General features: G+C 49.7%; 13 protein-coding genes. 7 read left to right on the top strand and 6 right to left on the bottom strand.

Annotated features, from left to right (window positions below; genetic code table 11):
* Together MJ611_RS00685 and MJ611_RS00680 are read right to left on the bottom strand one after the other, a co-directional pair.
* Window positions 1-2586: a M14 metallopeptidase family protein gene (locus MJ611_RS00685; protein WP_250427424.1), complete on the bottom strand. Its 2586-nt coding sequence runs from the start codon at window positions 2584-2586 to the stop codon at window positions 1-3.
* Window positions 2587-2789: 203 nt separating this feature from the next.
* On the bottom strand, window positions 2790-3569 hold the full coding sequence (locus MJ611_RS00680) for a PepSY domain-containing protein (protein WP_250427423.1): 780 nt from the start codon (window positions 3567-3569) through the stop codon (window positions 2790-2792).
* A 537-nt stretch (window positions 3570-4106) separates the two neighbouring features.
* On the opposite strand from MJ611_RS00680, the gene MJ611_RS00675 reads away from it, so the two are divergent.
* On the top strand, window positions 4107-9491 hold the full coding sequence (locus tag MJ611_RS00675) for an Ig-like domain-containing protein (protein ID WP_250427422.1): 5385 nt from the start codon (window positions 4107-4109) through the stop codon (window positions 9489-9491).
* An 81-nt stretch (window positions 9492-9572) separates the two neighbouring features.
* On the opposite strand, the gene MJ611_RS00670 is transcribed toward MJ611_RS00675, so the two are convergent.
* Window positions 9573-11462: a CocE/NonD family hydrolase gene (locus MJ611_RS00670; protein WP_377495458.1), complete on the bottom strand. Its 1890-nt coding sequence runs from the start codon at window positions 11460-11462 to the stop codon at window positions 9573-9575.
* 173 nt (window positions 11463-11635) lie between these two features.
* On the opposite strand from MJ611_RS00670, the gene MJ611_RS00665 reads away from it, so the two are divergent.
* Window positions 11636-12115 (top strand): GNAT family N-acetyltransferase, encoded by a 480-nt coding sequence (locus MJ611_RS00665; RefSeq protein WP_250427421.1) that lies wholly within the window; start codon window positions 11636-11638, stop codon window positions 12113-12115.
* Between the two features lies 1 nt (window position 12116).
* Here the strand turns inward: MJ611_RS00665 and MJ611_RS00660 are convergent, their stop codons facing one another.
* Window positions 12117-12809 carry a TIGR02117 family protein gene (locus tag MJ611_RS00660; protein ID WP_250427420.1) on the bottom strand — a complete coding sequence of 231 codons (693 nt, stop codon included), beginning with the start codon at window positions 12807-12809 and terminating at the stop codon, window positions 12117-12119.
* 214 nt (window positions 12810-13023) lie between these two features.
* Here MJ611_RS00660 and MJ611_RS00655 point away from each other — a divergent pair, with 214 nt between their 5' ends.
* The 4 genes from MJ611_RS00655 to MJ611_RS00640 all read left to right on the top strand — a co-directional run bounded on the left by MJ611_RS00655 (window position 13024) and on the right by MJ611_RS00640 (window position 18110).
* Entirely contained in the window at window positions 13024-15588 is a 2565-nt protein-coding gene (locus MJ611_RS00655) for a M14 family metallopeptidase (protein WP_250427419.1), read from the top strand.
* A gap of 167 nt (window positions 15589-15755) precedes the next feature.
* A complete protein-coding gene (locus tag MJ611_RS00650; protein WP_250427418.1) occupies window positions 15756-16283 on the top strand; it encodes a DinB family protein in 528 nt (175 codons plus the stop codon).
* Between the two features lie 108 nt (window positions 16284-16391).
* Entirely contained in the window at window positions 16392-17831 is a 1440-nt protein-coding gene (locus tag MJ611_RS00645) for an SLC13 family permease (RefSeq protein ID WP_250427417.1), read from the top strand.
* A gap of 102 nt (window positions 17832-17933) precedes the next feature.
* A complete protein-coding gene (locus MJ611_RS00640; protein ID WP_250427416.1) occupies window positions 17934-18110 on the top strand; it encodes a hypothetical protein in 177 nt (58 codons plus the stop codon).
* A gap of 185 nt (window positions 18111-18295) precedes the next feature.
* On the opposite strand, the gene priA is transcribed toward MJ611_RS00640, so the two are convergent.
* Window positions 18296-20827: a replication restart helicase PriA gene (gene priA, locus MJ611_RS00635; RefSeq protein ID WP_250427415.1), complete on the bottom strand. Its 2532-nt coding sequence runs from the start codon at window positions 20825-20827 to the stop codon at window positions 18296-18298.
* A 240-nt stretch (window positions 20828-21067) separates the two neighbouring features.
* Here priA and MJ611_RS00630 point away from each other — a divergent pair, with 240 nt between their 5' ends.
* A complete protein-coding gene (locus MJ611_RS00630; protein ID WP_250427414.1) occupies window positions 21068-21808 on the top strand; it encodes an SDR family oxidoreductase in 741 nt (246 codons plus the stop codon).
* 455 nt (window positions 21809-22263) lie between these two features.
* Here MJ611_RS00630 and MJ611_RS00625 read toward each other — a convergent pair whose 3' ends face one another.
* Entirely contained in the window at window positions 22264-24327 is a 2064-nt protein-coding gene (locus tag MJ611_RS00625) for a thioredoxin domain-containing protein (protein ID WP_250427413.1), read from the bottom strand.
* Between the last annotated feature and the right edge of the window lie 8 nt (window positions 24328-24335).

Raw genomic sequence — 24335 nt, 5'->3', positions numbered from 1 at the left:
TTACTCGTGTGCGTCTTCGGCGGCGCGGGCTGAGCCACCGTTGATCAGCTGACCAAAGAAGATACTGTTCAGGAACAGTTTGTTGGTACCGTACCAGAAAGCGCGGAAGTTCGGGTTATCTGTCATGGCGATCACTTTGCCACTGCCCAAAGACGAAACTGTAATGGCTGCGCTGTTCTGCAGTTGCTTCAGGTTTGGCTTGGAGATGTAACCGCTCAGCAATGGCTTAGAAGTATAAACCAGCGGATTGGCAAACGGGCTCTTAGATGGCTCCATGAAGTAGGTGTTGTCGCGGAAAACAGGCAGTTTGCTGTTGTAGTAACCGTAGCCAAGCGGGTGTGTCAGGTCGAGGTTGGCCTCGAAGATAGCGCCACCGATAACCTGAGCACCGTTTTTATTGCTCATGGTGGCGTAAGGCAGGCGGGTAGTGTCGTTCTTGGCACCGTCTTTAAATGCCATGTTACCGATCTTGTTATCTGCCAGCCATTTTGCAGCACCACCTAGGGCTACCAGTGTACCGCCATTCTGTACCCAGCTACGGAGCTTGTTCTTGCCAGCCTCTGATATATCGCCATAGTTGCCATCGGCCATTACTAGCACGTTATACTTGCTAATGCCGCTACGGTTCAGAGTCTCCAACGACATCATGGTAGGCGTCATGTTGAAGCGATGGTCCAGCAGGTGCCAGGCTTCACCCATGTCGTTGCTGTTCACGCCACCGCCAATCAGCATGGCAATTTTAGGTTGGTTAAGCGGCAGGAACATCGGGCTGCCCAGTTTTATACCTTTCGGGTTGAAGCCGGTGCTCATGTTGTAAATAGTAAGGCCGTTTTCGGCAGCAACTTTGGTTAAAAGCTGGTGAAGTTGCTCCGGATTCTGTTGCTGTCCGTTCACCGGAATCATGATGGTGCCGTAGTCAAACTCTCTGCCGTCGCCAGTAGAGAATTTATCGGTTGCCACACGGGCCTGCACGCTGTTCTGGAACAGGGTATTCAGGGCGCGAGGCGCATAGTAACCGTACCACTCAAATACGTAAGCATAATCGCTTTTACCGCCTATAACTTCGCCTTTCGGCATTGCAAGTTCGGTTACGCGCTCGCCCAGCTGGCTGCTCTTCAGGCTCTTCATGTTGGCGTGCTCCAGGTTAAAGGCCAGCGGGAAAGTCCAGGCAGAAATGTCGTAGAACAGGCTGTCCTGAAACTTGGTGCGGCGCTCGAACATGGCTTCGATCAGCTTGTACTGCGGCTGGTTTGTAGGCACGATGTAAGCATTCTCCGGCGTATAGGTCACGTTATCTACCTTGAAAGATTCCTTCGGACGGTATACTTCGATCTGGTGCTGTTTGATGATCTCAGCCAGGTGGTAAGCGCGTGTCTTATCTTTTTCGGAGCCGAATACATAGGCGGCATAAGGTGCTTTACGGGCAACCTGCGCAGCTTCCTTGTAGAAATCACGCTGATGGGCCAGCAGCTCCTCGCGCATGTTCTGCACCGCCTCTAACGTAGAAAGGGTAGTGGTAAACTGGTTACGGATGGTGAACGGGAAAGACAAGACGCCGTTGGTGCTCTCCTGTGCATGTCCGCGTGAGCTGGCCTGCTCGAAAAGTATACCTACTGCGCCGTTTACATCCGGGTAAGTAGAGCCTTTGCCATAATAGAAGTCGTCGTAGCTTTCTTCGGTGTAATAAAACGAGCCAATTTTATCCAAAGCCTTGGCATGGAAGCCGCCGATCTTCTGCGTCAGTTTAAAGTTGTTAGCAGGAGTAAGCGGGTGGTTACGGCTTGGAATACCTGGCTGGAAGAAGAACGTAGCGTTGGTGCCCATTTCGTGGTGGTCAGTCAGTACGTTTGGCTTCCACTCATGGAACTTCGCCAATCGGCCTTTAGACTCCGGGTGCTGCAGCGGTAACCAATCGCGGTTCAGGTCGAACCAGTAGTGGTTGGTACGGCCACGTGGCCAGGCTTCGCTGAATTCTTCACTGTTAGGGTCAGTAACCAGGTTCTTGCCGCGGTGCGTGTTTACCCAGCTGGCAAAGCGGTTCATTCCATCCGGGTTGATGGAAGGATCCACCAGTATAACTGTTTCGCTTAGTAGCTTCTCAATCTCCGGGCCTTGTGCTGCAGCCAGGTGGTATACAGCCAGCAAAGAGGCGTTGCTGCCGCTTGGCTCGTTACCGTGCACGCTGTAGCCCATCCAAAGTACTGCAGGCATTTTCTTGACATCGAGGTTGCCGGAAGTGCTCGGATCTGTCAGCTTTTTGTGTTGTTCTTTTATACTCTGGATGTTCTTGTGGTTCTCAGGCGAGGTGATGGTAAGCAGGTATAACGGCCTGTTTTCGTGGGTGCGGCCATACTCTTCCATGGTAATGCGGTCCGATACCTGGTCCATCTGGCGCATGAACATTACCAGTTGGTCGTGGCTGGCGTGCCATTCGCCTACCTCGTAGCCAAGTATGGCTTTGGGTGTAGGAATGTCGGGGTTATAGGTTACCTCTTTGGGCAGGTAATACCCCAGATCTGCCTGCGCTACTACAGGCTGGCTGAATAGTGCCAGCGCCGCCACAGCGAATGCGTAAAGTTTTTTCATTTTGTAATAGTTTAAGGTAAGCAGGTTAAAGTCAGAGTTACTGCAATATGTGTTTTTACAGAGGCTTTTGCAAATACAGGTAGTGTAAGCCGTGAATTACCTTGGTGCACAACGATATGAAAGTCTAAATTCTGCTTTAAAGGTAGAGTTAAGACTTTGTACAATAGTAGAGTACGCTTTGCAGTTGCTTCTTTTACGCGTTGTTAATTAAACTTCGGTCTTGATTTTGGAAGTACTTCACGCTGCATTTTTCGGCGCGTTCCGGAACTAACAAAGTATAAAGCAAAGCCTGAGAGGATAGTGATCATGCCGGCAATGGAAAATACCCGTAGCAGCAGATTGCCGAAGTTGTCGCGGCCCTGGTAATCCATGGTGTGCAGCATCCACAGAAAGTCGAAAACCCGCCATTTGTTGTTCCGGAACTTGGTCACCTCGCCACGTTCTGCGGCTACATACACAGTGGTGTTGGTCGGGTGATCCATGGTAACGGCCCAGGCAGGCAAAGGACTTTCGCGGTACTCATGGTGTCCGTTCATGTTCTCTACAGTCAGGTATTCTACCTGTTTTACTTTAGCCTTATCACTAAAGCTTTTCTGCGCCATCTGCACAGCTTCCTGCTTGGTGAGCGGTGCGCGCAGCTGGCCCGTTGACGCAACAGCTAATTGTATCTGTTCATGTGCATGGCCATCTGAGGCCGTAAGATAGCTAACCTGGTATACTGGTTCACCTAGTACGTCTACCAGCTTCACCGATTTTACTTCTTGTGCCTGGGGTAACTGGGCCAGCACCTGTGTTGGAGAAGTGAGCTCCATCCCTTTCTTAAAGTAAGTAGCGTGTTTCCGCTGGTGGTCTCCGTGGATTTCGTCGATGTCGCTCCAACTAAAGTATAAACCGCCTGCTGTCCAGAGTACGAACTGGAGCCCTGTAAACAAGCCTAGGTAACGGTGCGCTTTGCGGATGCGGAGGTGTGTTTTTCTACTCATATTGTCAATAAGCCAATTTGTAAAGTATACAATATTGATGAATAAAAAAACACTATACGCTCAAAGGATTAAATAATATCTATAAAAGAATAAATACTTTATAAACATTTCAGTGCAATTTTTAATTTTTTGAAGCAAAAAATTGTAGCCATGCTGTAACCTTAAATCCTTAAACCTGTACATACCTATTATTAAATTATAACTATTGTAAGAATAATTTTAATAGTGGTAGCCAAAGGTAAATATCCATCTCTATATCCGTGCCCGGATATGTACAAGCTGATGCTTCCTTTAAGGGTGCATCGCCTGAAATCTTCTCTGTCTCCACCTTTTTATTGAACCTGGGTAAGCTGCTACAATTAAGTAGTAAAGACTACCTGCAAAAGTGTGAAACTCTCTTCATCTCCTGCTACAAAGGAGCGCCCATTTGTCAAAAGCCAAAAAGTATGGCTTGGTAACACAACCCTGAAACATGCTTTAATCCAAACCCAAGGTGCACCAGCCCGGGCACCCTGCAAAACCTTTAACCCTAAGTGTATGAAAAAGAATTTTACCCAATTGATTTTTTCAAAGATTAGTAAAAAGCAATATATAGTTGCTTTTGCCAGTTTGTTGATGGTGCTATTGTCGCAGGTGACGATGGCGCAGACAATTAACCCTACCAATGGTTTAAATCCTAGCTGTGCTACAATGGGACAAAGTTTCGTCCTTACAATTAATGGTACTGGGTTTAGTACCGGTGCGAATAACGTTATGGTTCAAGCATCCGTGGTGAACAGTGGTGTTACTACAGTAGTAACTGAAATACTTGGAACATCGAATAATGGAACACAGATTACTATTACAATACCAGCCAATTCTCCTATAGTGAGTTCGGCAAGAACATTAGAATTAAGAGTAGCGAATAGAAGCGGTAACAGCTCAAATTTCTCTTTTAATGGTTCAGCGCCTGCATCATTAACAATCAATGGGGCAACCAATGTTGGAGAAATTTCTGGCTTAAATACATTGTGTGCTGGTACAAAAGGGGTGGTTTACTCAGTTGCGCCTGTTAATGGTGCTCAAAGCTATTCCTGGACTTTACCAACTGGTGCAACTGTTGTATCAGGAGCCAATACAAATAGGATAACCGTAGACTTTGCTAATAATGCAACCTCAGGTACAGTGACTGTAGCCGCCAGAAATGCCTGTAACACGGCCGGTACAACATCAACCTTGAACATTAACATAAATCCTTTACCTGCGGCTCCCAACACTATCTCAGCATCGCGATGCGGCACCGGTACTGTAACTTTAAGTGCGCAAGGAGCTCCTACCGGGGGTAGTTACCGCTGGTATACAGTAGCGACAGGAGGTACTGCAATTAGTGGCGCAACTGCAGCAACATACTCTCCAAGCTTAGCTTCGACCACTACTTATTATGTATCTACAGTTAGTGCAGCTGGCTGCGAGAGTGCAACAAGAACCGCCGTTACAGCAACTATTAACCCACTGCCAACAGTAAGTATAACTACAAATTTAGCCTCTGAATACTGTACGACTGATCAGACTATCGTATTAGCTGGTTCTCCTTCCGGTGCTGGCGGTTCTTTCCGTATTCTTAAAGATGGCATAGAAGTAGCCACAGGTGCTGCCTTTAATCCAGGTACTTTGGGAGCCGGAACTTATGTTATTGAATACAGTTACACAGATGGTAACACTTGTACAAATACAGCTACAAAGTCCGTCAGAGTAAAACAACAGCCTGTTATCACTGTAAGTAGCAATTTAGAAATTTGTGCCGGACAGTCTGCAACACTTACCGCAAGTGGCGCCGATAGTTATATTTGGTCTCCAGCTACAGGACTTAGTAGCACATCTGGTGCTAATGTAACTGCCTCACCAACACAAACTACTACTTACACTGTAATAGGAGTAACAGAGGGTTGTCAGTCTGTAGCAAAAACAGTAACGGTGACAGTAAACCCTTTGCCTGATGTAGAAATTACATTGAGAGGACCAGCAGTGTTTTGCCCTGAGAATTATGTTGACCTTGTAGCAGTAAATAATCCCAACTATAGTTATCAGTGGTTTAGATTGAACGATAGTGGCAGCAGTACTGCGGTAGCGGCTTCAGCGGAAGGCCCTTATGTGTATCAGGCTACTCAAACCGGTAATTATTATGTAACAATTACAACAGACAAAGGCTGTGTGTTGTCTTCAGAAACGGTTGCCGTAAAAGTGGCAAATGTTCCTACTAAAGCTACATTCAGTATTACTGGTGCAACTACTTTCTGTGAAGGAGGCTCTGTAAGGTTCAGTGCAAACCAATCGCCTACTTCTGAGCCTTATACATATCAATGGCAGAAAAGTACAGATGGTAATGTGTTTGATGATATAGAAGGAGCTCTGGCAAGTACCTATACCGCTAATGCTTCAGGCTTTTACCGCGTACTTGTAAGTAACACAGCAGAATCAAGCGAAGAAGTTGAGAAATGTACTAAGATTTCCGATGCAGTAGAAGTAACTGTGATCCTTCAGCCAACTGCCCAAATTTTGGGAGGCAACCAAACTGTATGTACGGATCCGGATGGTGTGACTTCTTTCTTCATAGAGGGCGTGTATACCGGTGGTGTAAGGTCATGGTCCACAAATAAAGGTGGCTGGAACATAGTTGAAGTTACTGATCCGGAAACAGGAAAGACTTCAGTGCGTGTTGATGTGGCTGCAGGTAACCCTGCAACTAGCGCAGTTGTAACTTTAAAATCTTCTAACTCAACCAGCGCATGTACTACAGCTTTAAGCAGTATTACGCTTTCAGTACAACCAATTCCAAATACAACTATAACAGCAAACAGATCTACAACATTATGTAAAGGTGAAGCTGTTGTACTTACCGCAAATCCTGGAACAGGAAATTATGTTTGGAGTACAGGTGAAACTACCCGCTCTATCACAGTTTTTGAGGCTGGTTCCTACACTGTTAAAGTTACCAACAGCTACGGTTGTGATATAACCTCTGCGCCAACGGCTGTAACTGTTAATGAACTGCCAGTGGTAAGTATAGTTTCTGATTTAAAAGCATCCTATTGCAAATCAGAGGCTGCTGTTACATTAGCAGGTTCTCCTGCAAGTGGTACATTCCGTATTCTCAGAGGTACGACTGTCGTCGTAACCAATGCTACAGAGTTAAATCCTGGAACGTTGGCAGCCGGGACCTACATTGTAGAGTATAGTTACACAGATGGCAATACTTGTACTAACAAGGTGTCTAAGCAAGTAACTATTAATGCACTCCCAGTAGTAAACATTGTACAGCCATCATTAACATCTTACTGTCTTAATCATGAGGCAATTACCCTGGCTGGTAACTATAATAGCGGCAATTTTACGATAAATGGACAGGCAGCGACAGTATTTAACCCGAGCACTCTAGGAGTGGGTACACATACTGTTACATATTCTTACACTGACGGCAACAGCTGTACAAATACAGTTTCAAAATCAGTTACAGTAACACCACTGCCAGCCAAGCCAACTATCTCGAACCTGAAGGCAACTTACTACACCGGTGATGCGCCGGTTATTATGCAGGTATCGCCTTCCTCAGCAACCGGTGGAACTTTCACAGTCAGAAATGCTTCGGGACAGACTGTTTCAACAAGTTCGACTTTCTCTCCATGTACTCTAGGAGTGGGTACTTATAATGTAACTTATACTTACACATCAGGTGGTTGCAGCAATACCTCTGATCCTGTAACGGTAAGAATAATTCAGTCTATTTACAAAGCCGTTGTTACCTCATCTATGAAGCCATTCTGTAGAGGTGATAACGTGACGCATACTGTGCGTGTATGGCGTGATGCGGAGGTAATCTATCCTTACCTTACAAATGCTGCCGGCGATCCGGTTCGTGCAGATGGCTCTCTTGTTGGCCCTCAGGAATTACCTGTTGCTAACCCTGCTTATCCGTTCCCTGCCAATACACCGGATATAATAAAACAATATTCCTGGAGATATTTTGATCCGATTGTTAAAGGAGGGGTTGAGGTAACCAGTGGTATTACATACCAATGGACAAAGAACCAGGAACCAGAGATAGGCGAAGACAAAAAAACTTTTACAAATGCAGGCTTATCCTCGCTTGATTATTACGGAGCTTATGTAACGGTAGGAGGTGGCAGTTGCGGACCTAACTTTAGTGAACGTATCTCTAGCCGGGCGTATACGGCAGAGCAGGCTGACTATACCATTGCTCTAAGCGCAACGCCAAACCCTGTTTGCCAAGGACAACCGGTAACCTTTACTGCGACGTTGGATGGAGATTTCCCTTGGGCTTCGTCTAATCTGCAACTAAACTGGCTGGTAAATGGTGTTGTTCAGCATACTACTGCTTACACTGGTGATAACGCAGCGCTGCAATGGACTGTAGCAACCCTGAAAGACGGAGATGCGGTATCAATCGATTTCAACACCGACATAGAGGGATTTGACAAAACCAGCAAATGTCGGGATCGTTCGAATTCAAATGTTATAGAGATTGACGTAAACGACATTGTTACAGCAACAGCTACACCTAAAACGCCAACGATTTGTGCAGGTGCTTCAGAAGTGTTCTCATTTGTTGTAAACGCAACAGGTACAAATGAAATGTCTTACAACTGGACTGTAGGTACAGCACCAAATGCTAAAACTTACACCACAACTACTCCAAGCCTGACTATTACAGCTGATAACAGCTTTGCGCCAGGTACTTATCCGGTGAGTGTTTTACTTTCTAATACCTGTGAGACCATCAACATGGATCTTGGTTCGCTGACCATAAAGGCTGCACCGCAGTTGTTTACTCTGTCAGGCAACGGATCATACTGTACCAGCTCCAACCCGGATGGTGTTGAGGTGACCTTGAACGGCTCTGAAATAGGCGTTAACTACCAGCTGATGCTAGGTTCTAACCCTATAGGTGCACCAATGGCTGGTACAGGAAACGCGCTTAATTTTGGTAAACAACCATCAGGAACCTACAGTATAGTGGCAACTTTTCCAAATACTGTTAGCTGCCCAACTACAATGACCGGGCGAGCTTTGATTTCAGCAATACCTCCAACAGTTAAAGCAGGAGAGCTTAAGGTAACCTGGAATCCAGCTGGTACTGAGTGGACAGTGGAAGCCTTGCAGTACAGCCCTTATGGTGAGACTGCAAAGTATGAGTGGTTTACTCGTACCCGCGCAACTCCAGAAAATCCATGGGTACTTAACAGCAGCAGTACGACCAGCACGCTGATTGTAGAAAATCCGCCGCTAGACCTTGAAATTATGGCTAGAATAACAAGAATGGATGATATCTGCGAAGTATATGAGTTGAACAACATTGGTGTAACTCCACTGCCGGTAGAACTCATCTACCTAAAAGCTGAAAAGCAAGGTAAAGATGTACGCGTAGAGTGGGCCACCGCTTCTGAGGACGACAACAAAGGCTTCGAGGTTCAGGTGTCGCAGGACGGCAAGACCTTCAGAACGCTGAGCTTTGTAGCTTCTAAAGACAGCGACTCCAGAATCAAGCAGGTGTACGAATATCTTGACACTGAAAACGGCAAGTATGGCACACGCTACTACCGCCTGAAGCAGATCGACAACGACGGTGATTTCGAGTACTTTGGCGCCAAAGCCATAACTTTCGAGGTGGTAGCCAACAAGATCAAAGTATATCCGAACCCATTTGAGTCGGAGATGGAACTGAGCATAGACGCTGAAGTAGCAGGGGAGGTGGAAATAACTGTTACCAGCTCTATTGGTCAGCAAATACTGCAGCGCACTATGCGGGTAGAGAAAGGCGTGAACGTAGAGAAAATGATCCTCGATCCGTCGCTGCCACGCGGTATGTACATCGTAACCACACGCATGGGTGATCTGACAAGTAATTTCAAACTGCTTAAAAAATAAGCTATTAGGGTTTAAAGCAGAAAGCGCTGGGTATTTTACCCGGCGCTTTTGCTTTATAGAAGTATATCAAAGTATAACTGCTTACAATACCTTCACTTTTATACTTGTTGGCTGCTGAGGCGAGTGGTATACTTTGTGCGTTGCCTTGATGAAGTCTTCTTCGTTCGCTTTGAAGATGTTATCCACATACTTCTGTGGGTTGCGGTCTACCAGCGGGAACCAGGTGCTTTGTACCTGCACCATGATGCGGTGTCCTTTCTTGAAAGTATACAGCACGTCCTGCAGTTCCACGTTTACCGGCGTTACCTGGTTTGGAGTAAACGGTTCCGGTTTTTCGAAGCTGTTGCGGAAGCGGCCACGGAATACTTCGCTGCGCACCATAGCCTGGTAGCCACCCATCGGCTTGTTGGGCTGGTGCGGATTGGCTTTAGCTGAGTCTGGATATACGTCGATCAGTTTTACTACCCAGTCGGCATCGGTTCCGGTGGTGGCTACTTTTAGCTGTGCCAGTAACTCACCTGCCAGGGTAATGTCTTCAGTCAGCACATCGGTATGGAAGGTAAGCACATCGGGGCGACGGGCAGCAAAGCGTTGATCGTCGGACATGTACTCGCGCGTCATGCCGGTGGCGGTGGCCTCAGTAAACGGAACCGGTTTGGCCGGATCGCTGATAAACTCGCTGGCCTCGGCAGCACCTGCTTTCGGAGCCTCAAAGCTGAGCTTGCCGTTGGCATGGAAGTATAAGGTTTTCTCCTGTACATTTTTCGGAGGCCATACTTCAAACTCGCGCCACTTGTTGTTACCTCCTTCAAACATAACTGCTTCCGGCAGTTTTACCTCAGATTTTGAGTTGCCTTTCAGGTAATGGCTGAAGAATTTTGCCTCCACATTCTCCTGGTACCAGGGCGAGTTTGGCTGGCCAAAGTGTACGCCACCCAGGCTGGAGCCGTCGGTGCGAGCCCAGCCACCGTGTACCCACGGGCCCATCACCAGCATGTTGGTAAGCTTCGGATTGTTCTTTTCAATGGTCTGGTAAATCTTCAGCGGGCCGTACAGGTCTTCAGCATCGTACCAGCCACCAACTGTCATTATAGCCGGGCCTTTGATGTTTTTTAGGTGCGGCAGCAGGTTACGATCCTGCCAGAACTTATCGTAGTTCGGGTGCTCTACCATGTCGTTCCAGAAAGCTACGTTGTTTTTGTAGTACTTCTCGTTAGCATTCTTCAGCGGGCCCATGCGCAGGAAGAACTCATAACCATCCGGCGTGCCGTGGTTGAAACCCGGGTTGCGCTTGGTAGTTGGCTCCGGGCGCGGCAGGCCGAAGCTGGCCAGGAAGTTAAAAGCATGCGGCAGAAAAGTGGCGCCGTTGTGGTGAAAATCATCCCAGAACCAGTCGGCAATAGGAGCCTGCGGCGATACTGCCTTCAGTGCTTTGTGATTGCTCATCAGGCCGGCAGCGGCATAAAAGCCCGGGTAAGAAATACCCCACTGGCCTACACGTCCATTGTCGTTATCCAGTTTTTTGGTCAGCCACTCAATGGTATCGAACGTGTCGGTGCTCTCGTCGATGTCGTTCTTGCCTTTTTTGTTGGGCACGTGCGGCGTCATGTTCACAAACGTGCCTTCCGACATGTACGTGCCGCGCACATCCTGGTACACAAATATGTACCCGTCCTGCACCATCGTTCGGCTTGGGCCAAGCGATGTCTTGTAGTCTTCGCCGTAGGGGCCTACCGAGTAAGGCGTACGGTTCATCATGATCGGATACTTCTTCGACTTGTCTTTGGGCGAGTACACGATGGTGTACAGCTTCTTGCCGTCGCGCATGGGTACCTGGTACTCTGCCTTGGTGTAGTGCTCGCGAATGTAGAGCGAATCCTGATTTACCCGTTGGGCCATGGCCGCAGAAGAGGCCAGGAATAGCCCAAATAGCAGCACCAGCGGCCGGAGCAGGGATAAAGGTTTGTTCATATTATTTGTTTTAAGGTTAGGTGGAGTAAAGTTGGTGCTCAAATTAAGGATATTGCTGCAATATCGAAAAGATGGTGCGACAAAGAAGTATAAATGCCCGTAAAGAGGAAGCAGCTTGCCTGCCGCAAAATAGCAGGTGCCGGATTGAAGTATAGCGATATTGAAAGTATAACATGATCAGAGAAGCGGAGCCGGAAGACCTGGAGGAAGTTTATGAACTGTGGCTGGAACTGATGCGCTACCACCAGAGCCATCATGTTATGTTTGCCATCAACCCCAGAAAAGTAGAGCTGCAGAAAGACGAACTGCTGAGCCGGATACGGGGCAAACGCTCCCGAATTCTTGTGTTCGAGCAGGACGGCGAGCTGGTTGGGATGATCAATGTAAGTATGCGTGATGCATCGGAAGTATTTAAACTGCACCGGAAAGGCTACATTGCCGAAACGGTGGTGCAGGATAAATACCGCGGGTCAGGTATAGGCGAGGAGTTGTTTGGAGCCGCAAAAAAGTGGCTGCTGGACATGGGCGCAGACCATATAGAAGCGCAGGTATCGGTGCAGAATCCAGGTGCGCAGCGTTTCTGGCAGGCGCAGGGCTTTTCGCCTTCTACCCAGCACATCATACTTGACTTGAGGGAAGAGAAAAGAAAATAGCTTACTCCTCCGGCAGGTGCCGCATAACTAGGAATGAAAAAGGAGCCCACAAGGCTGCCTCTGCGCCAATGGCTTTCAGCCCGCCGTTCGTCCAGCTGTTGCAGGTCTTGAAAAGGTGGAACTTGCCGTGAGCCTCATAAAAGTTGTCGGTATCGTAATAGCCGTGGTCGGGTATAAGTAGAAACTGTCCGTTTTGTTGCTGAAAAGTTTTCAGGATATAGTTGACAAGCGCTTCGTATTGCTGCGGCGTAAGTACAAGCGGGCGCTGCTTTTTGTTTGGTTTCAGCGGGGCAGGAATATATTCGACGTGCATGGCTGTGCGTGTGGGCCAGAACAGTGAGGTGATGGCTGTGGTCAGGGTCAGGTCAGACCATTCGGGGGTTTCCATGTAAAACTGCCGGTCGCCCCAGCCAAAACTTACGTGGGTAAAACTGCTGTCAGCGCCGGCATAGTCCTGCAGGTGTAGTTTGCTGCGCCAGTCGATGTACGGTGTATTTACAGGCAAAACCCAGTCGGTATGAACGCCGTTATCAGTCACGAACACTTCTATGCCTTCGGTTGCCTGTGCATAGCTGTTGTTTACAGACAAGGTGCCCAGGAGCAGTGCCACAATCAAGTATAAAGCTGTCATAGTTCCTAACACAGCCAGGAAGTACATCGCGCCCCGGCCTGCTTTTCTCCAGTATTGGTACATAGTTATAAATACGCACGTTGTGGCACGTTTGTCTTAAGCATAGTTTGGTATGATAAGTCTGGGGGAGCAGGTTGTAGTCTGGAGCAGGCTTTGAATCATACAGGGAAGCGCGGCTATACTTCTTCTGCACCAGCCTATTGCCAGACTCAGCATTTTTCAGCAGATTGTGACATATTAACAAACCTTGATTTATACTTACTCAACCCTGAAGAACATGATAAAACTGAAGCGATTCTTCGCTTTTTGCCTGGTGCTGCTCAGTATGCAGGTAGCCATGGCACAGCAACAACAGGCTATCCAGACACCGGCCCAATTTCTAGGATATCAGCTCGGCGAGCAGTTCACTACCCACGACCGCATTGTAGCCTATGTAAATTACCTGGCAACCCAGGCGCCCAACCGCATTAAGGTGCAGGAGTATGGCCGCACGTACGAAGGACGGCCCCTGCTGATGGCCTTTGTCGGGAACGATGAGAACCTGCAGCGCCTGGAGCAGATCCGGGAGAATAACCTTCGGCAGGCAGGCCTGCTGAGCGGGCAGGTGCAGGGCAACCAGCCGGCTGTGGTGTGGCTCAGCTATAACGTCCACGGCAACGAGTCGGTATCGTCGGAGTCGGTGCTGCAGGTGCTCTACGACCTGGTAGATCCTAACAACGCACAGACCAAACAGTGGCTGCAGAACTCCCTGGTGATCATCGATCCATGTGTAAACCCCGACGGACGCGAGCGTTACGTGCAGTGGTACAAGCAGACGCAGAACCAGGGCGGCAACGCCAATCCCTATGCATGGGAGCACAACGAGCCATGGCCGGGCGGCAGACCAAACCATTACTACTTCGACCTGAACCGCGACTGGGCCTGGCAAACGCAAATCGAATCGAAGCAGCGCCTGGTACAGTACAACAACTGGCTGCCGCAGGTGCACGCCGACTTCCACGAGATGGGTACCGAATCGCCTTACTACTTCTCGCCTGCAGCCAAGCCTTTCCATGAAAGTATAACGCCGTGGCAGCGCCAGTTTCAGAACATCATCGGCGATTACAACCGCCAGTACTTCGATAAGAATAACTGGCTATACTTTACCCGCGAGAATTTCGACCTGTTTTACCCAAGCTACGGCGATACCTGGCCTACCTATAACGGGGGCATTGGCATGACCTACGAACAGGGAGGTTCTGGCCGCGCCGGTCTGGCTTACAAAAAGCAGGACGGCGATACCCTGACGCTGAAAGACCGTATCGCGCACCACCATGCCGCCAGCCTGGCTACCATGCAGGCAACCTCCGAAAAAGCAGATCAGCTGAAACAGGAGTTCCGCAAATACTATGAAAATGGAATAAAGAAGCCGGAAGGCGATTATAAAGCCTTCGTGATAAAAGCTGACAGCCGCAATGCCGGCAGTCTCAAAGTGCTTACCGAATACCTCGACCGCCAGCACATAAAGTATGGCTATGCCGGGAAGAAATCTTCTGCCAGAGGATTTAACTACGCCACCGGCAAGCAGGAAAGTGTAAAGATCGGGGAGAATGACCTGGTGATAAGTATGTACCAGCCAAAGTCTACACTGGTGAAGGTGCTTTTTGAGCCAACATCTAACCTGGAAGATTCCCTGACCTACGACATTACCTCCTGGGCTATGCCGTATGCCTTTGGCTTGCAGGCGTATGCGGTCCGCAGCAAGGTAGAGGCCCGGGCAACCCAGCCGGCTGCCAAAACTGCCAACACCATTTCCACAGAAAGACCTTACGCCTACCTGGCTCGCTGGAACAGCCTGCAGGATGTGAAATTCCTGACTGAGTTGATGAAGCAGAAGGTAAAAGTGCGGATGGCCGAAAAACCGTTCGAAACCGATAACCAGAAGTATGACGCCGGTACCCTCATCATCACCCGCACGGGCAATGAGGGCCTGGGTAACAACCTCGATGCCACGGTGCGTGCGCTTGCCGAGAAACATGGCGTAGCCATTACAGCTACCACAACCGGATTTGTGAGCAGCGGCGCTGACTTTGGCTCTGGGAGCGTGCGTTACCTGAAAATGCCGCGTGTGGCGGTAATGTCCGGCGAGGGCGTGTCGCCTTACGCTTTCGGCGAGATCTGGCATTATTTCGAGCAGCAGATTGGCTATCCGGTTACCGTTTTGGGAACGAGCTACTTTGGAAACGTGCCGCTGCACGAGTTCGATGTGCTGATTCTGCCAGCCGGTTCTTACGACCGTGTGCTGAATGAGAAAACACTGGAACAGGTGAAAAACTGGGTGAAAGGCGGCGGAAAACTGATCGCGATGGAAACCGCCGCAGGCTTCCTGGCGGGTAAAAAAGATTTCGAGCTACAGAAGAAGGATGGAGAGGCTGCAGTAGCGGAAAAAACAAAAGGCAAAGACCAGAAAGAAGATCCTTATGCGTTGCTGAAAACCTACGGCGAACGCGAACGGGAAGCATTGTCGGAAGAGGTGCAGGGTAGTGTGTTCCGCGTAGCGCTGGATAAAACACACCCGCTGGCTTTTGGCTACGGCGATACCTACTATGCGCTGGTGCGTACCTCCGACGTGTTCGGCTACATGAAAGATGGCTGGAACGTGGGTGTGCTGAAAAAAGGAAACTATGCCACCGGCTTTGTGGGAGCCAAGGCCAAAGCCAAACTGCAGGACGCCCTCATACTTGGTGCTCAGGGCATGGGTCGTGGACAGGTCGTATACCTGGCTGATAATCCTTTGTTCCGTGGTTTCTGGCACAATGGCAAACTGCTGTTCGGAAACGCCGTGTTCCTGGTGGGGCAATAACCAGGTTTATACTTTCATACAAAGCCTACGGTACCTGTGCCGGAGGCTTTGTTTTTACACCAACCTGTACAAAACCTTAGGCAGCTCTTTCTTCTCAAAGTATAAATTGTATCTTCGGGCTATAAAACAAGACACTACAAACCTGGTTTATTTTAAAAACTGAAACTATGAATCCTGTTATTACTTACCCGGGCACGGATGAATATCCGGAAGGAATGAAAAATTACATCGAGGCTGCCAAAGCGGAAGATTTACTGAGCGGCTTGGCTGCCAGCCAGGAGTACATCATCAACTTTATGCTGGGGCTTGACGAGGAAAGATTGTCGCACCGCTATGCGCCGGGCAAATGGTCGATTAAAGAGCTGATGGTGCATATGATGGATGCAGAACGCATTTTTGCGTACCGCGCCCTGCGCTTTGCCCGCCAGGATAAAACCGACCTTGCTGGCTTCGACGAAAACCAGTACGTTGGTCCTTCCAAGGCAGATAAGAGAACCATTACATCTATACTGGCCGAATATGCTGCGGTGCGCCAGGCAACCATCGAGCTATTCAAGAACTTCGATACAGAAATGCTCAACCAGACGGGCACTGCCAACAACAACCGCGTGTCGGTGCGCGCGCTTGGCTATGCCATACTTGGCCACGAGATCCATCACCTCAACATCATCCGCCAGCGGTACATGGAGTCGTAAGGCTTTGAAATTTTATACTTGCTGAAGAGCCTGCCGGGTGCAGGTTACCGCAAAAGAACTCTCCGTTCCACAACATTTGCTTAGCCTTCTGACACCCTCAACAGCCTGATGAACATATCCCGCAGAAACGTAGGTTTGCTTGTAGCGCCGATGTTAGCAGCTACGGTCTGGTGGCTGACACCGGGGCTGGTGCACGAGGCCAAGGTGGTGGCAACCATCATGGCCTTCTGCCTGGTGTTCTGGATCACGGAGGTGATTCCGCTCTCGATGACCGCTTTTCTGGGGGTGCTGCTGGCTGTTATGCTGGGTATTGCCAAAATAGATACCGCTTTTCAGAACCTGGGCCACCCGATCATCCTGCTCTTTATCGGCAGTTTCCTGCTGGCACGCTCCATGACGCGGCACGGGCTCGACAAGCGGCTAGCCTTGTTTATACTTTCCCGGCGCTTCTTTCAGAAAAGCCTGTTCCGCCTGTTTCTCGGGTTCTCCCTTATTTCGTACTTGTTGTCGATGTGGGTGAGCAATTCTGTTACAGTAGCCATGTTGCTGCCTTTAACCATAGGGGTGGTGCAGCTCATCAGCAAGCCAGGCCAAGAAAAAAAGCCGGATTCATACTTCCTGTTGGGTATTGCTTACAGCGCATCCATTGGCGGTATCAGCACCATCATTGGCTCTCCGCCCAACCTGATCGGGGTAAATTATCTGGCAAAAGAAGGTATCCGGATCGATTTTCTGCAATGGATGCTAATTGCCCTGCCGATATCGCTGCTGATGTACGGGGTGATGCTGGTGTACATCCGTTACTTCCTCCGCAAATGCGGCTACAGCTCGTCGGTAGTGGAGGCTTATGTGAAAGAGCAGAGTAAAGAGCAGCCGCCTATGTCGAAAGGGGAGAAGGTGACCATGGGCGTTTTTCTGCTGGCAGTTATACTTTGGCTTTCACCGGGTATATTCAACCTGCTTGGCCTTAAGGCCGCTTATACGTTCCTGAACACGTATTTTGCCGAAAGTACGGTTGCTGTACTGGCCGCGCTGCTGCTTTTTCTGATTCCGCCGGGAAACGAGAACGAAGGCAACGGCACGATAACCGCAGATGACCTGCTGCGCATCGACTGGGATACGATTCTGTTGTTCGGTGGTGGCATGGCGCTGGGCCAGTTGGTGATTACCTCCGGACTGGCAGATGAGATTGGCGGCGCTATCACTTATCTGGTGGGGCCGGAGCAAAAGGTACTGCTCATCTTTGTGCTTATAGCGGGTGTGCTCTTGCTTACCGAGATCAGCTCCAACACTGCCATTGCCATTACGTTTGTGCCGATTATCATAGGGGTGCTGCTGCAATTACAGATTCCGTTGCTTTACCCGGTTATTGGTGCTGTAATTGCTTGTAGCTTTGCTTTTATGCTGCCCGTAGCAACTCCACCAAATGCAATTGTCTTTGGCAGCAGGCGTGTGCCTATCTCGTCGATGGTAAAAGCCGGCGCATACCTGAATGCAGCCGGTGCTATTGTAATTACGCTCTGTATGCTGCTCTACATGTACCTGTAACTACAGGTTTATACTTCCTGTGCTAAATGGCGGGCGTTTTCTCTTATTAAATGGCCGTTCCTGCTTATTTTCTTATCTTCAGCGGTTCAATTACAGACATCAATGCAAAATCGTAAACCATTCCGGATATTTCTGGCCATCCTCTGCTTTGTCTTCGCCGGTTTAAAAATCAAAGATATTATCGTAGGGGAGTATACCTGGATCGATGTGTTCATTCTGGTGGCCTTTCTGGGCTTTGGCATCATGTATCTGCTGGCGCTGAGGAAAGGGAAGGAGTAAGCTAAACCCCTATAAATAGGAAAAACCTGAAAGTCAACAAGTATCTTGGTAGATCGCTTAAGACTTTCAGGCTTTCAACTTTTAGCCAAAGGTATTAGTTTATACGCCGTAGTTTTGCTAAGGTTACTGATTATCAGAAAAAAAGAAAAATATTTTCTGGTATGAGGAGACTGAGTAATGGCTAACTATACCGGGTCCACATCCGCCACTATCCGGAGTCCTTTAAAATCGGGGAGGAGCTTGAGTTGGTGAATAGCCTGGGCGAGCTGCATTTTGGCTCCGCGCAGGTTGCCGCCCTCCCGTGGCAGTTTGATATGTATCTCGTTCAGAAACAGATTCCGGATTTTAAAAATGTACGGTACTTCCGGCCCCAGCACCTGCTGCTTGCCTAAGCGGTCTGTCAGGTCCTTGGCAAGCACAATAGCGGCATTCTCGGAGGTACGTTCGTCCTCGTGCTTCACAGTTACCCGGATCATGCGGGTAAAAGGCGGATAGCCAAAGCGCATGCGCTCCTCAATCTCGTGCTCGTACAGGGCCTGGTAATCGTTGCTGTATACTTTCCGGAAGATAGCCTGCAGCGGGTCGCGCGTCTGGATGATCACTGCACCCGGTTTACCCTTACGACCTGCACGCCCGCTCACCTGCACAAACAGCTGGTAAGCCCGCTCGTGCGCCCGGAAATCGGGGAAGTTGATGATGGTGTCGGCATTTAGAATACCTACCAGGCTCACATTCTCGAAGTCAAGGCCTTTGGTAACCATCTGCGTGCCGACCAGGATATTGGTCTTTCCGCTCTCAAAATCGGCGATGATCTGCTGGTAACTGTTTTTCTTCTTGGTGGTGTCCAGGTCCATGCGCTGTACTTCGGCGTTGGGCAGCAGCAGTTTCAGCTCATCTTCTACCTTCTCGGTACCAAAACCCATACTTTTAAGGGTGGTAGCACCGCAGGCCGGGCAATCGGAAGGCATGCGCTCGTGGTAGCCGCAGTAGTGGCAGCGCAGCTCGTTATTATACTTGTGGTAAGAGAGGCTCACGGCGCAGTGTTTGCACTTGGGTATCCAGGAGCACTCATCGCAGGAGATAAACGGCGCATAACCGCGGCGGTTCTGGAACAGAATGACCTGCTCGTGTCGGTGCAGCCGTTCTTCAATTGCGTGAACGAGTTTACCTGAAAAATGGCTGTGCATGGTCTTGCGACGCTGCTCGTCGCGTGTGTCCACCAGCTCAATATCAGGTAACTGCGCTTCGCCGAAGCGTTTGGTCATACTTACCAGTCCCCAGCGGCCGGTCTTGCAGTTATAGTAGGTTTCTACGGAGGGCGTAGCCGAACCCAGCAGGGTTTTAGCGCCCTGCAGGTGCGCCATCATCAGGGCTGTTTCGCGGGCGTTGTAGCGCGGTGCTGGCTCGTATTGCTTGTAACTGGCCTCGTGCTCCTCATCAATAATAATGAGCGAAAGGTTATGAAACGGCAGAAAGATGGAAGATCGAACGCCCACTACTACCTGGAATTTGCCCGACAATATGCCCTGCCATACTTCGGCCCGCTCGTTGTCCGAGAATTTGGAATGATACACGCCCAGCTTATCGCCAAACACCTTCATCAGGCGCTGCACGATCTGGGCCGTCAGCGCGATCTCAGGCAACAAGTATAAAACCTGTCCGCCGCCTTCCAGGGCGTGCTTGATCAGGTCGATGTATACTTCGGTTTTGCCGCTGCCTGTAATGCCGTGCAGCAGCACTGTGTCTTTTTCTTTGAAAAGGCCCAGGATCTCGTCCTTTGCCTGCAATTGATGCTCCGACAGCGCCATCGGCAGCTGCATAGCCCCTGTGTCAACCGGAAAGCGCGAAACGATCTGGTCGAACTGCTCCAGCACGCCTTTTTTGATCAGGGCGTTGATGGAGGAGAGGGAAAGGTGCGGATTGCCGGTGAGAGCGTTCTTCTCCAGGCCGATGTGGTTAAGGTGCACGTCCTGGTGCACCGGTATCTTTTGCAGGTAATTGAGCAGAACGTCGAGCTGCTTGGGCTTGGGTGTCAGCTGCTCAAAAAGCTCTTCCAGCATGCCTTCTTCCTGCACAAAGTGCTCCGACAAGCGCACTTTCTTCACCACCTTCGGCGCATACTTGTCGCTGATCTGCTCGAATATGATGATCGCTTCTTTCTGGATCAGCGATTTGATGTACTTGTGATAGCTTTTGCCCTGGAGCAGGTTGCCCACCTCGGTAAAGGTCAGTGCCTGGTTGTGCTGCAGGGCGTAAATGATCTTGGCCTCCTGCGCCGACATTGGAATGTCGTCTTCCTCCGGGTTGTAGTGCGGGTGCAATTGTATCCGCGATTCGCTGCTCAGCTTCAGCGCCGAGGGCAAAGCCGCATTGATCACTTCGCCCAGCGTGCACATGTAGTAATCGGCTATCCACTTAAACAGCTTGAGCTGCGGCGCCGTCACAATGGGTTTGTCGTCCAGCACATCCAGGATATACTTGGCCTGGTATTCGGCCGGCGCATTTTCGTGGATGTCAGCGACGATGCAGCTGAGTACTTTCTTGGCTCCGAACTGCACAATTACCCGCGCGCCTACCAGCACCTCGTCGTTCATCTCGAAGGGGATGCGGTAAGTATACAGCTTTGGCAACGGCAGGGGCAGGATCACGTCGGCAAACAACGTAACGCGCTCTACAGCCGGCTCCGGCGGGAAATTGAAGTTTAACAGTTCAGACAAGGGTACTACGATCAGTTAGGCAATTACAAAGGTCGCAAAAAAAGCCGACTGTTGTAACTGCGTAGTTATACAAAACAGAGGAGTCTTCTTTTCTCTTATCAGGAAAGTATAAGCAGTTAGGAGCCCTTTTGCTGAACCTTATCGTAGTTTATGGCGGTAAAATAGTTGGTTGGCAGATTGTTCGGATGAGGTGATACTTTGTGATGATTCGCCATTCTAACCATACTTAATTATATCAGAATGAATTTAGCTGGAAATACAGTATTGATCACGGGCGGAGCCTCGGGAATTGGGTTGGCGCTGGCAGAACGGTTTTTGAAAGCAGGAAGCCAAGTGATCGTGTGCGGCAGGAGAGAGGAGAAGCTGCAGGAGGCACAGCGGTTGCACCCGGGCCTGCAGACAAAAGTATCCGACGTGGCCAGCGAGGCCGACCGGATAGCCTTGTTTGAGTGGGCGACACGCGAGTTTCCGAAACTGAATGTGCTGGTGAACAACGCCGGTATACAGCGGCGGGGCAATTTTACCGAAGACACCGCCTCGTGGGAGGAACGCCGGCAGGAAATTGCTATCAACGTGGAGGCACCCATACACTTATCGGCCCTCTTTATCCCGCACCTGAAGCAGCAGAAGGCAGCCGCCATCATCAACGTTTCTTCCGGACTGGCTTTTACACCGGGTACGTTTGCTTCGGTTTACAGCGCTACCAAGGCAGCCGTTCACTCTTTCACCATGTCTTTGCGACACGATCTGTCAGAAACCAATGTGCGCGTAATCGAAATTGTGCCTCCTGCTGTGAACACTGATCTGGGTGGCGAGGGCATCCACACCATGGGAGCGCCAGTGGAGGAATTTGCAGACAGCATCACAGAGCGTATGGCAGCTGGTGAGCTCGAGATTGGCTACGGACGCTCTGAAAAGGCAAGAAAAGCCTCCAGAGAAGAAATAGACGAGATGTTCCGGATGATGAACAGCCGCACCTAAGGCAGTGTAGCGATACTTAAAACTCGATAAATCAGTCGTACACACCTAAGAACGCCCTCGCTCGCCTCCGGCGAGTGTGCGCTATTCCTCGGCCTCCGGCCGCTGAGATGTATAGTTTATACTTTGCTCTTCGGGATTTGCATTCCCGAAGCACTTAACAGAAGGATTTGCAATCTGTCTTTCAGCCTTAGCTCAGCAGCTGGCAAAGAATAAAACAGGATGGCAAATCCGAAAGAGCAGATTGGTTTATACTTTATACTTCAGCCTACATTTTTATACTTGTAACGTGGCGGGACGCCACCCGATAACTCACACTCGCGGGACGCGAGCGAGGGCTTTTGTGTAGGCTATGCGTAAACCAACTGATATAGATATACTTTACTTAGTGCCGAAGTATAAAATAGACAGGAGCGAAGCCGTGACTCCGCTCCTGTCTATTTTATCAGAACTATACTTTACAGCGACGGAAATTTGCTTTCCTGTTTGTTACGGCCCTGTAGTTGCTGCAGCGCTTCGGCAGCCGTTTGTACCGGCAGCTGACAGGTTTTGTTATAGCACACGTACACAGTGGTTTTGCCATTGATCGGCACCCGGTCCTGCAGCAGCGGCAGATCGCTTTTGTTCTCAGTACCAACCAGGATCATGTTGGGGATATAGAACACGCTGAACTCAGAACGCATTTCCGGCGCCTGTCTGCCTACGATGGCAACCTCGGCAGTGGGCGAGAGCTTGTGGAAGTATAAACTTGCCCAGTTGCTCAGGAACGAAGGCTCCTTCAACAGCAAATCCTTTACCCTGGCCAGCATACTATCGGAGAGTTGCTGGTAATGCTCTTCGTCAAAGTATAAACCAAGGAAGTGCAGGTTAGTCGCCATCACCGAGTTGGAGGAAGGAACTACGTTGTCCAATATTTCCTTTTTGCGTGCGATCAGTTTCTCGGAGCTGTTATCGGTAAAGAAGAACAGACCTTCCTGCTCATCAAAGAAATGAGCTAACGTATAATTGGTTAATTGTTTTGCTTCCTCCAGCCATTTCTCTTCAAAGGTCACTTCATACAGCCGTATCAGAGCACGTATCAGAAGCGCATAATCTTCCAGAAAACCATCAATGGTGGCTTTTTCCTGCTTGTAGTTATGGAACAGCTTGTCGCCCTGCTTCATTTTACTCAGCAGGAACTCTGCATTGCGAACAGCCAGGTGCAGATAATGCTTGTTGCCGAAAGTATAGTAGGCGTCTGCCAAGCCGCGGAGCATCAGCGCATTCCAGGAGCACAGGATCTTGTCATCCAGGCTGGGGCGTACACGTTGCGCCCGTATTTCCATCAGCTTTTCCTTCCAGTTGGCAACCATCTCCTGCAGCACTTCTAGTTCCAGCTCGTTTTCTTCTGCAAACTTTTCGTCGGAAATTCGACGGTGGAGGATGTTGCGCCCGTGCTCAAAGTTGCCGGCAGCCGTAACGTGGTAGTATTTGGAGAATAGCGGCTCCTCATCTCCCAGGATGTCCTGCAGCTCGTCTTTAGTGAAAGTATAAAATCTGCCTTCTTCGCCCTCACTGTCGGCGTCCAGCGAAGAATAAAAGCCATACTCCGGGCTCATGAGTTCCCGCTCTACAAACGTGATGGTTTCGCCTACCACATCCTTGTACAGCGGATCTTTGGTTACCTGGTAGGCCTCTGCATACATGCTTACGAGCTGCCCGTTGTCGTAAAGCATCTTTTCGAAGTGCGGAACAAGCCACTCGGCATCCACGGAGTACCGGGCAAAGCCGCCTCCGATCTGGTCGTAAATGCCGCCATAGGCCATCTCGCGGAGCGTAAGCTCTACCTGGTGCAAGGCCTCTTTCTCGCCCGTGTAGCTGTAGTAACGCAGCAGAAATAGGTAATTGGTGGGCATCGGAAATTTGGGAGCACCTTCAAGGCCCCCCAGCTTCTTGTCGAAGCGCTTGCTGAGGCTTTTGTAGATGAGCTTCAGGTCGTCCTCGTGTACCTCGGGGTTGCTTTTGATAAGGCCATACTTCTCCAACTCACTTTGGTTTAGGTGCGCCGCAAACTGCTCTGCCGATTCCTGTAGTTCCTCCCGGTTTTGTTTGTAGGCATTGGCAACATTTTCCAGGAGTTTTACCCATTGCTGCGGCGGGAAGTACGTGCCCCCAAAAAATGGCTTTGCCTCTGAGGTAAGAAACACATTCATGGGCCAGCCTCCCTGCACACCCATGGCCTGCAGCGCATCCATGTATAAGGCGTCTACATCCGGGCGCTCTTCCCGGTCTACCTTTATGCAGACGAAGTACTTATTCATCACTTCCGCAATCTTCCTGTTCTCAAAGGACTGATGCTCCATTACATGGCACCAGTGGCAGGCGGCGTAACCTATACTTACAAGTATGGGCTTCTCTTCCTGTCTGGCTTTCTGCAATGCCTCCTCACCCCAGGGGTACCATTCTACGGGGTTGTAGGCGTGCTGCAGCAGGTAAGGGCTGCTCTCCTGTATCAGTCGGTTTGCTTTTTTCTCCTGAGCCATAGTTTGCG

This window comes from Pontibacter ruber, from assembly GCF_023630205.1.
Taxonomy (GTDB): domain Bacteria; phylum Bacteroidota; class Bacteroidia; order Cytophagales; family Hymenobacteraceae; genus Pontibacter; species Pontibacter ruber.
The sequence above is the reverse complement of the archived record's forward strand: the minus strand, read 5'-3'. Positions and strand labels throughout refer to the sequence as shown.

Bases quoted from the DNA above. Each gene is read 5' to 3' on its own strand.
- MJ611_RS00685 (WP_250427424.1), bottom strand. From the start codon at position 2,586: ATGAAAAAACTTTACGCATTCGCTGTGGCGGCGCTGGCACTATTCAGC.
- MJ611_RS00680 (WP_250427423.1), bottom strand. From the start codon at position 3,569: ATGAGTAGAAAAACACACCTCCGCATCCGCAAAGCGCACCGTTACCTA.
- MJ611_RS00675 (WP_250427422.1), top strand. From the start codon at position 4,107: ATGAAAAAGAATTTTACCCAATTGATTTTTTCAAAGATTAGTAAAAAG.
- MJ611_RS00670 (WP_377495458.1), bottom strand. From the start codon at position 11,462: ATGAACAAACCTTTATCCCTGCTCCGGCCGCTGGTGCTGCTATTTGGG.
- MJ611_RS00665 (WP_250427421.1), top strand. From the start codon at position 11,636: ATGATCAGAGAAGCGGAGCCGGAAGACCTGGAGGAAGTTTATGAACTG.
- MJ611_RS00660 (WP_250427420.1), bottom strand. From the start codon at position 12,809: ATGTACCAATACTGGAGAAAAGCAGGCCGGGGCGCGATGTACTTCCTG.
- MJ611_RS00655 (WP_250427419.1), top strand. From the start codon at position 13,024: ATGATAAAACTGAAGCGATTCTTCGCTTTTTGCCTGGTGCTGCTCAGT.
- MJ611_RS00650 (WP_250427418.1), top strand. From the start codon at position 15,756: ATGAATCCTGTTATTACTTACCCGGGCACGGATGAATATCCGGAAGGA.
- MJ611_RS00645 (WP_250427417.1), top strand. From the start codon at position 16,392: ATGAACATATCCCGCAGAAACGTAGGTTTGCTTGTAGCGCCGATGTTA.
- MJ611_RS00640 (WP_250427416.1), top strand. From the start codon at position 17,934: ATGCAAAATCGTAAACCATTCCGGATATTTCTGGCCATCCTCTGCTTT.
- MJ611_RS00630 (WP_250427414.1), top strand. From the start codon at position 21,068: ATGAATTTAGCTGGAAATACAGTATTGATCACGGGCGGAGCCTCGGGA.
- MJ611_RS00625 (WP_250427413.1), bottom strand. From the start codon at position 24,327: ATGGCTCAGGAGAAAAAAGCAAACCGACTGATACAGGAGAGCAGCCCT.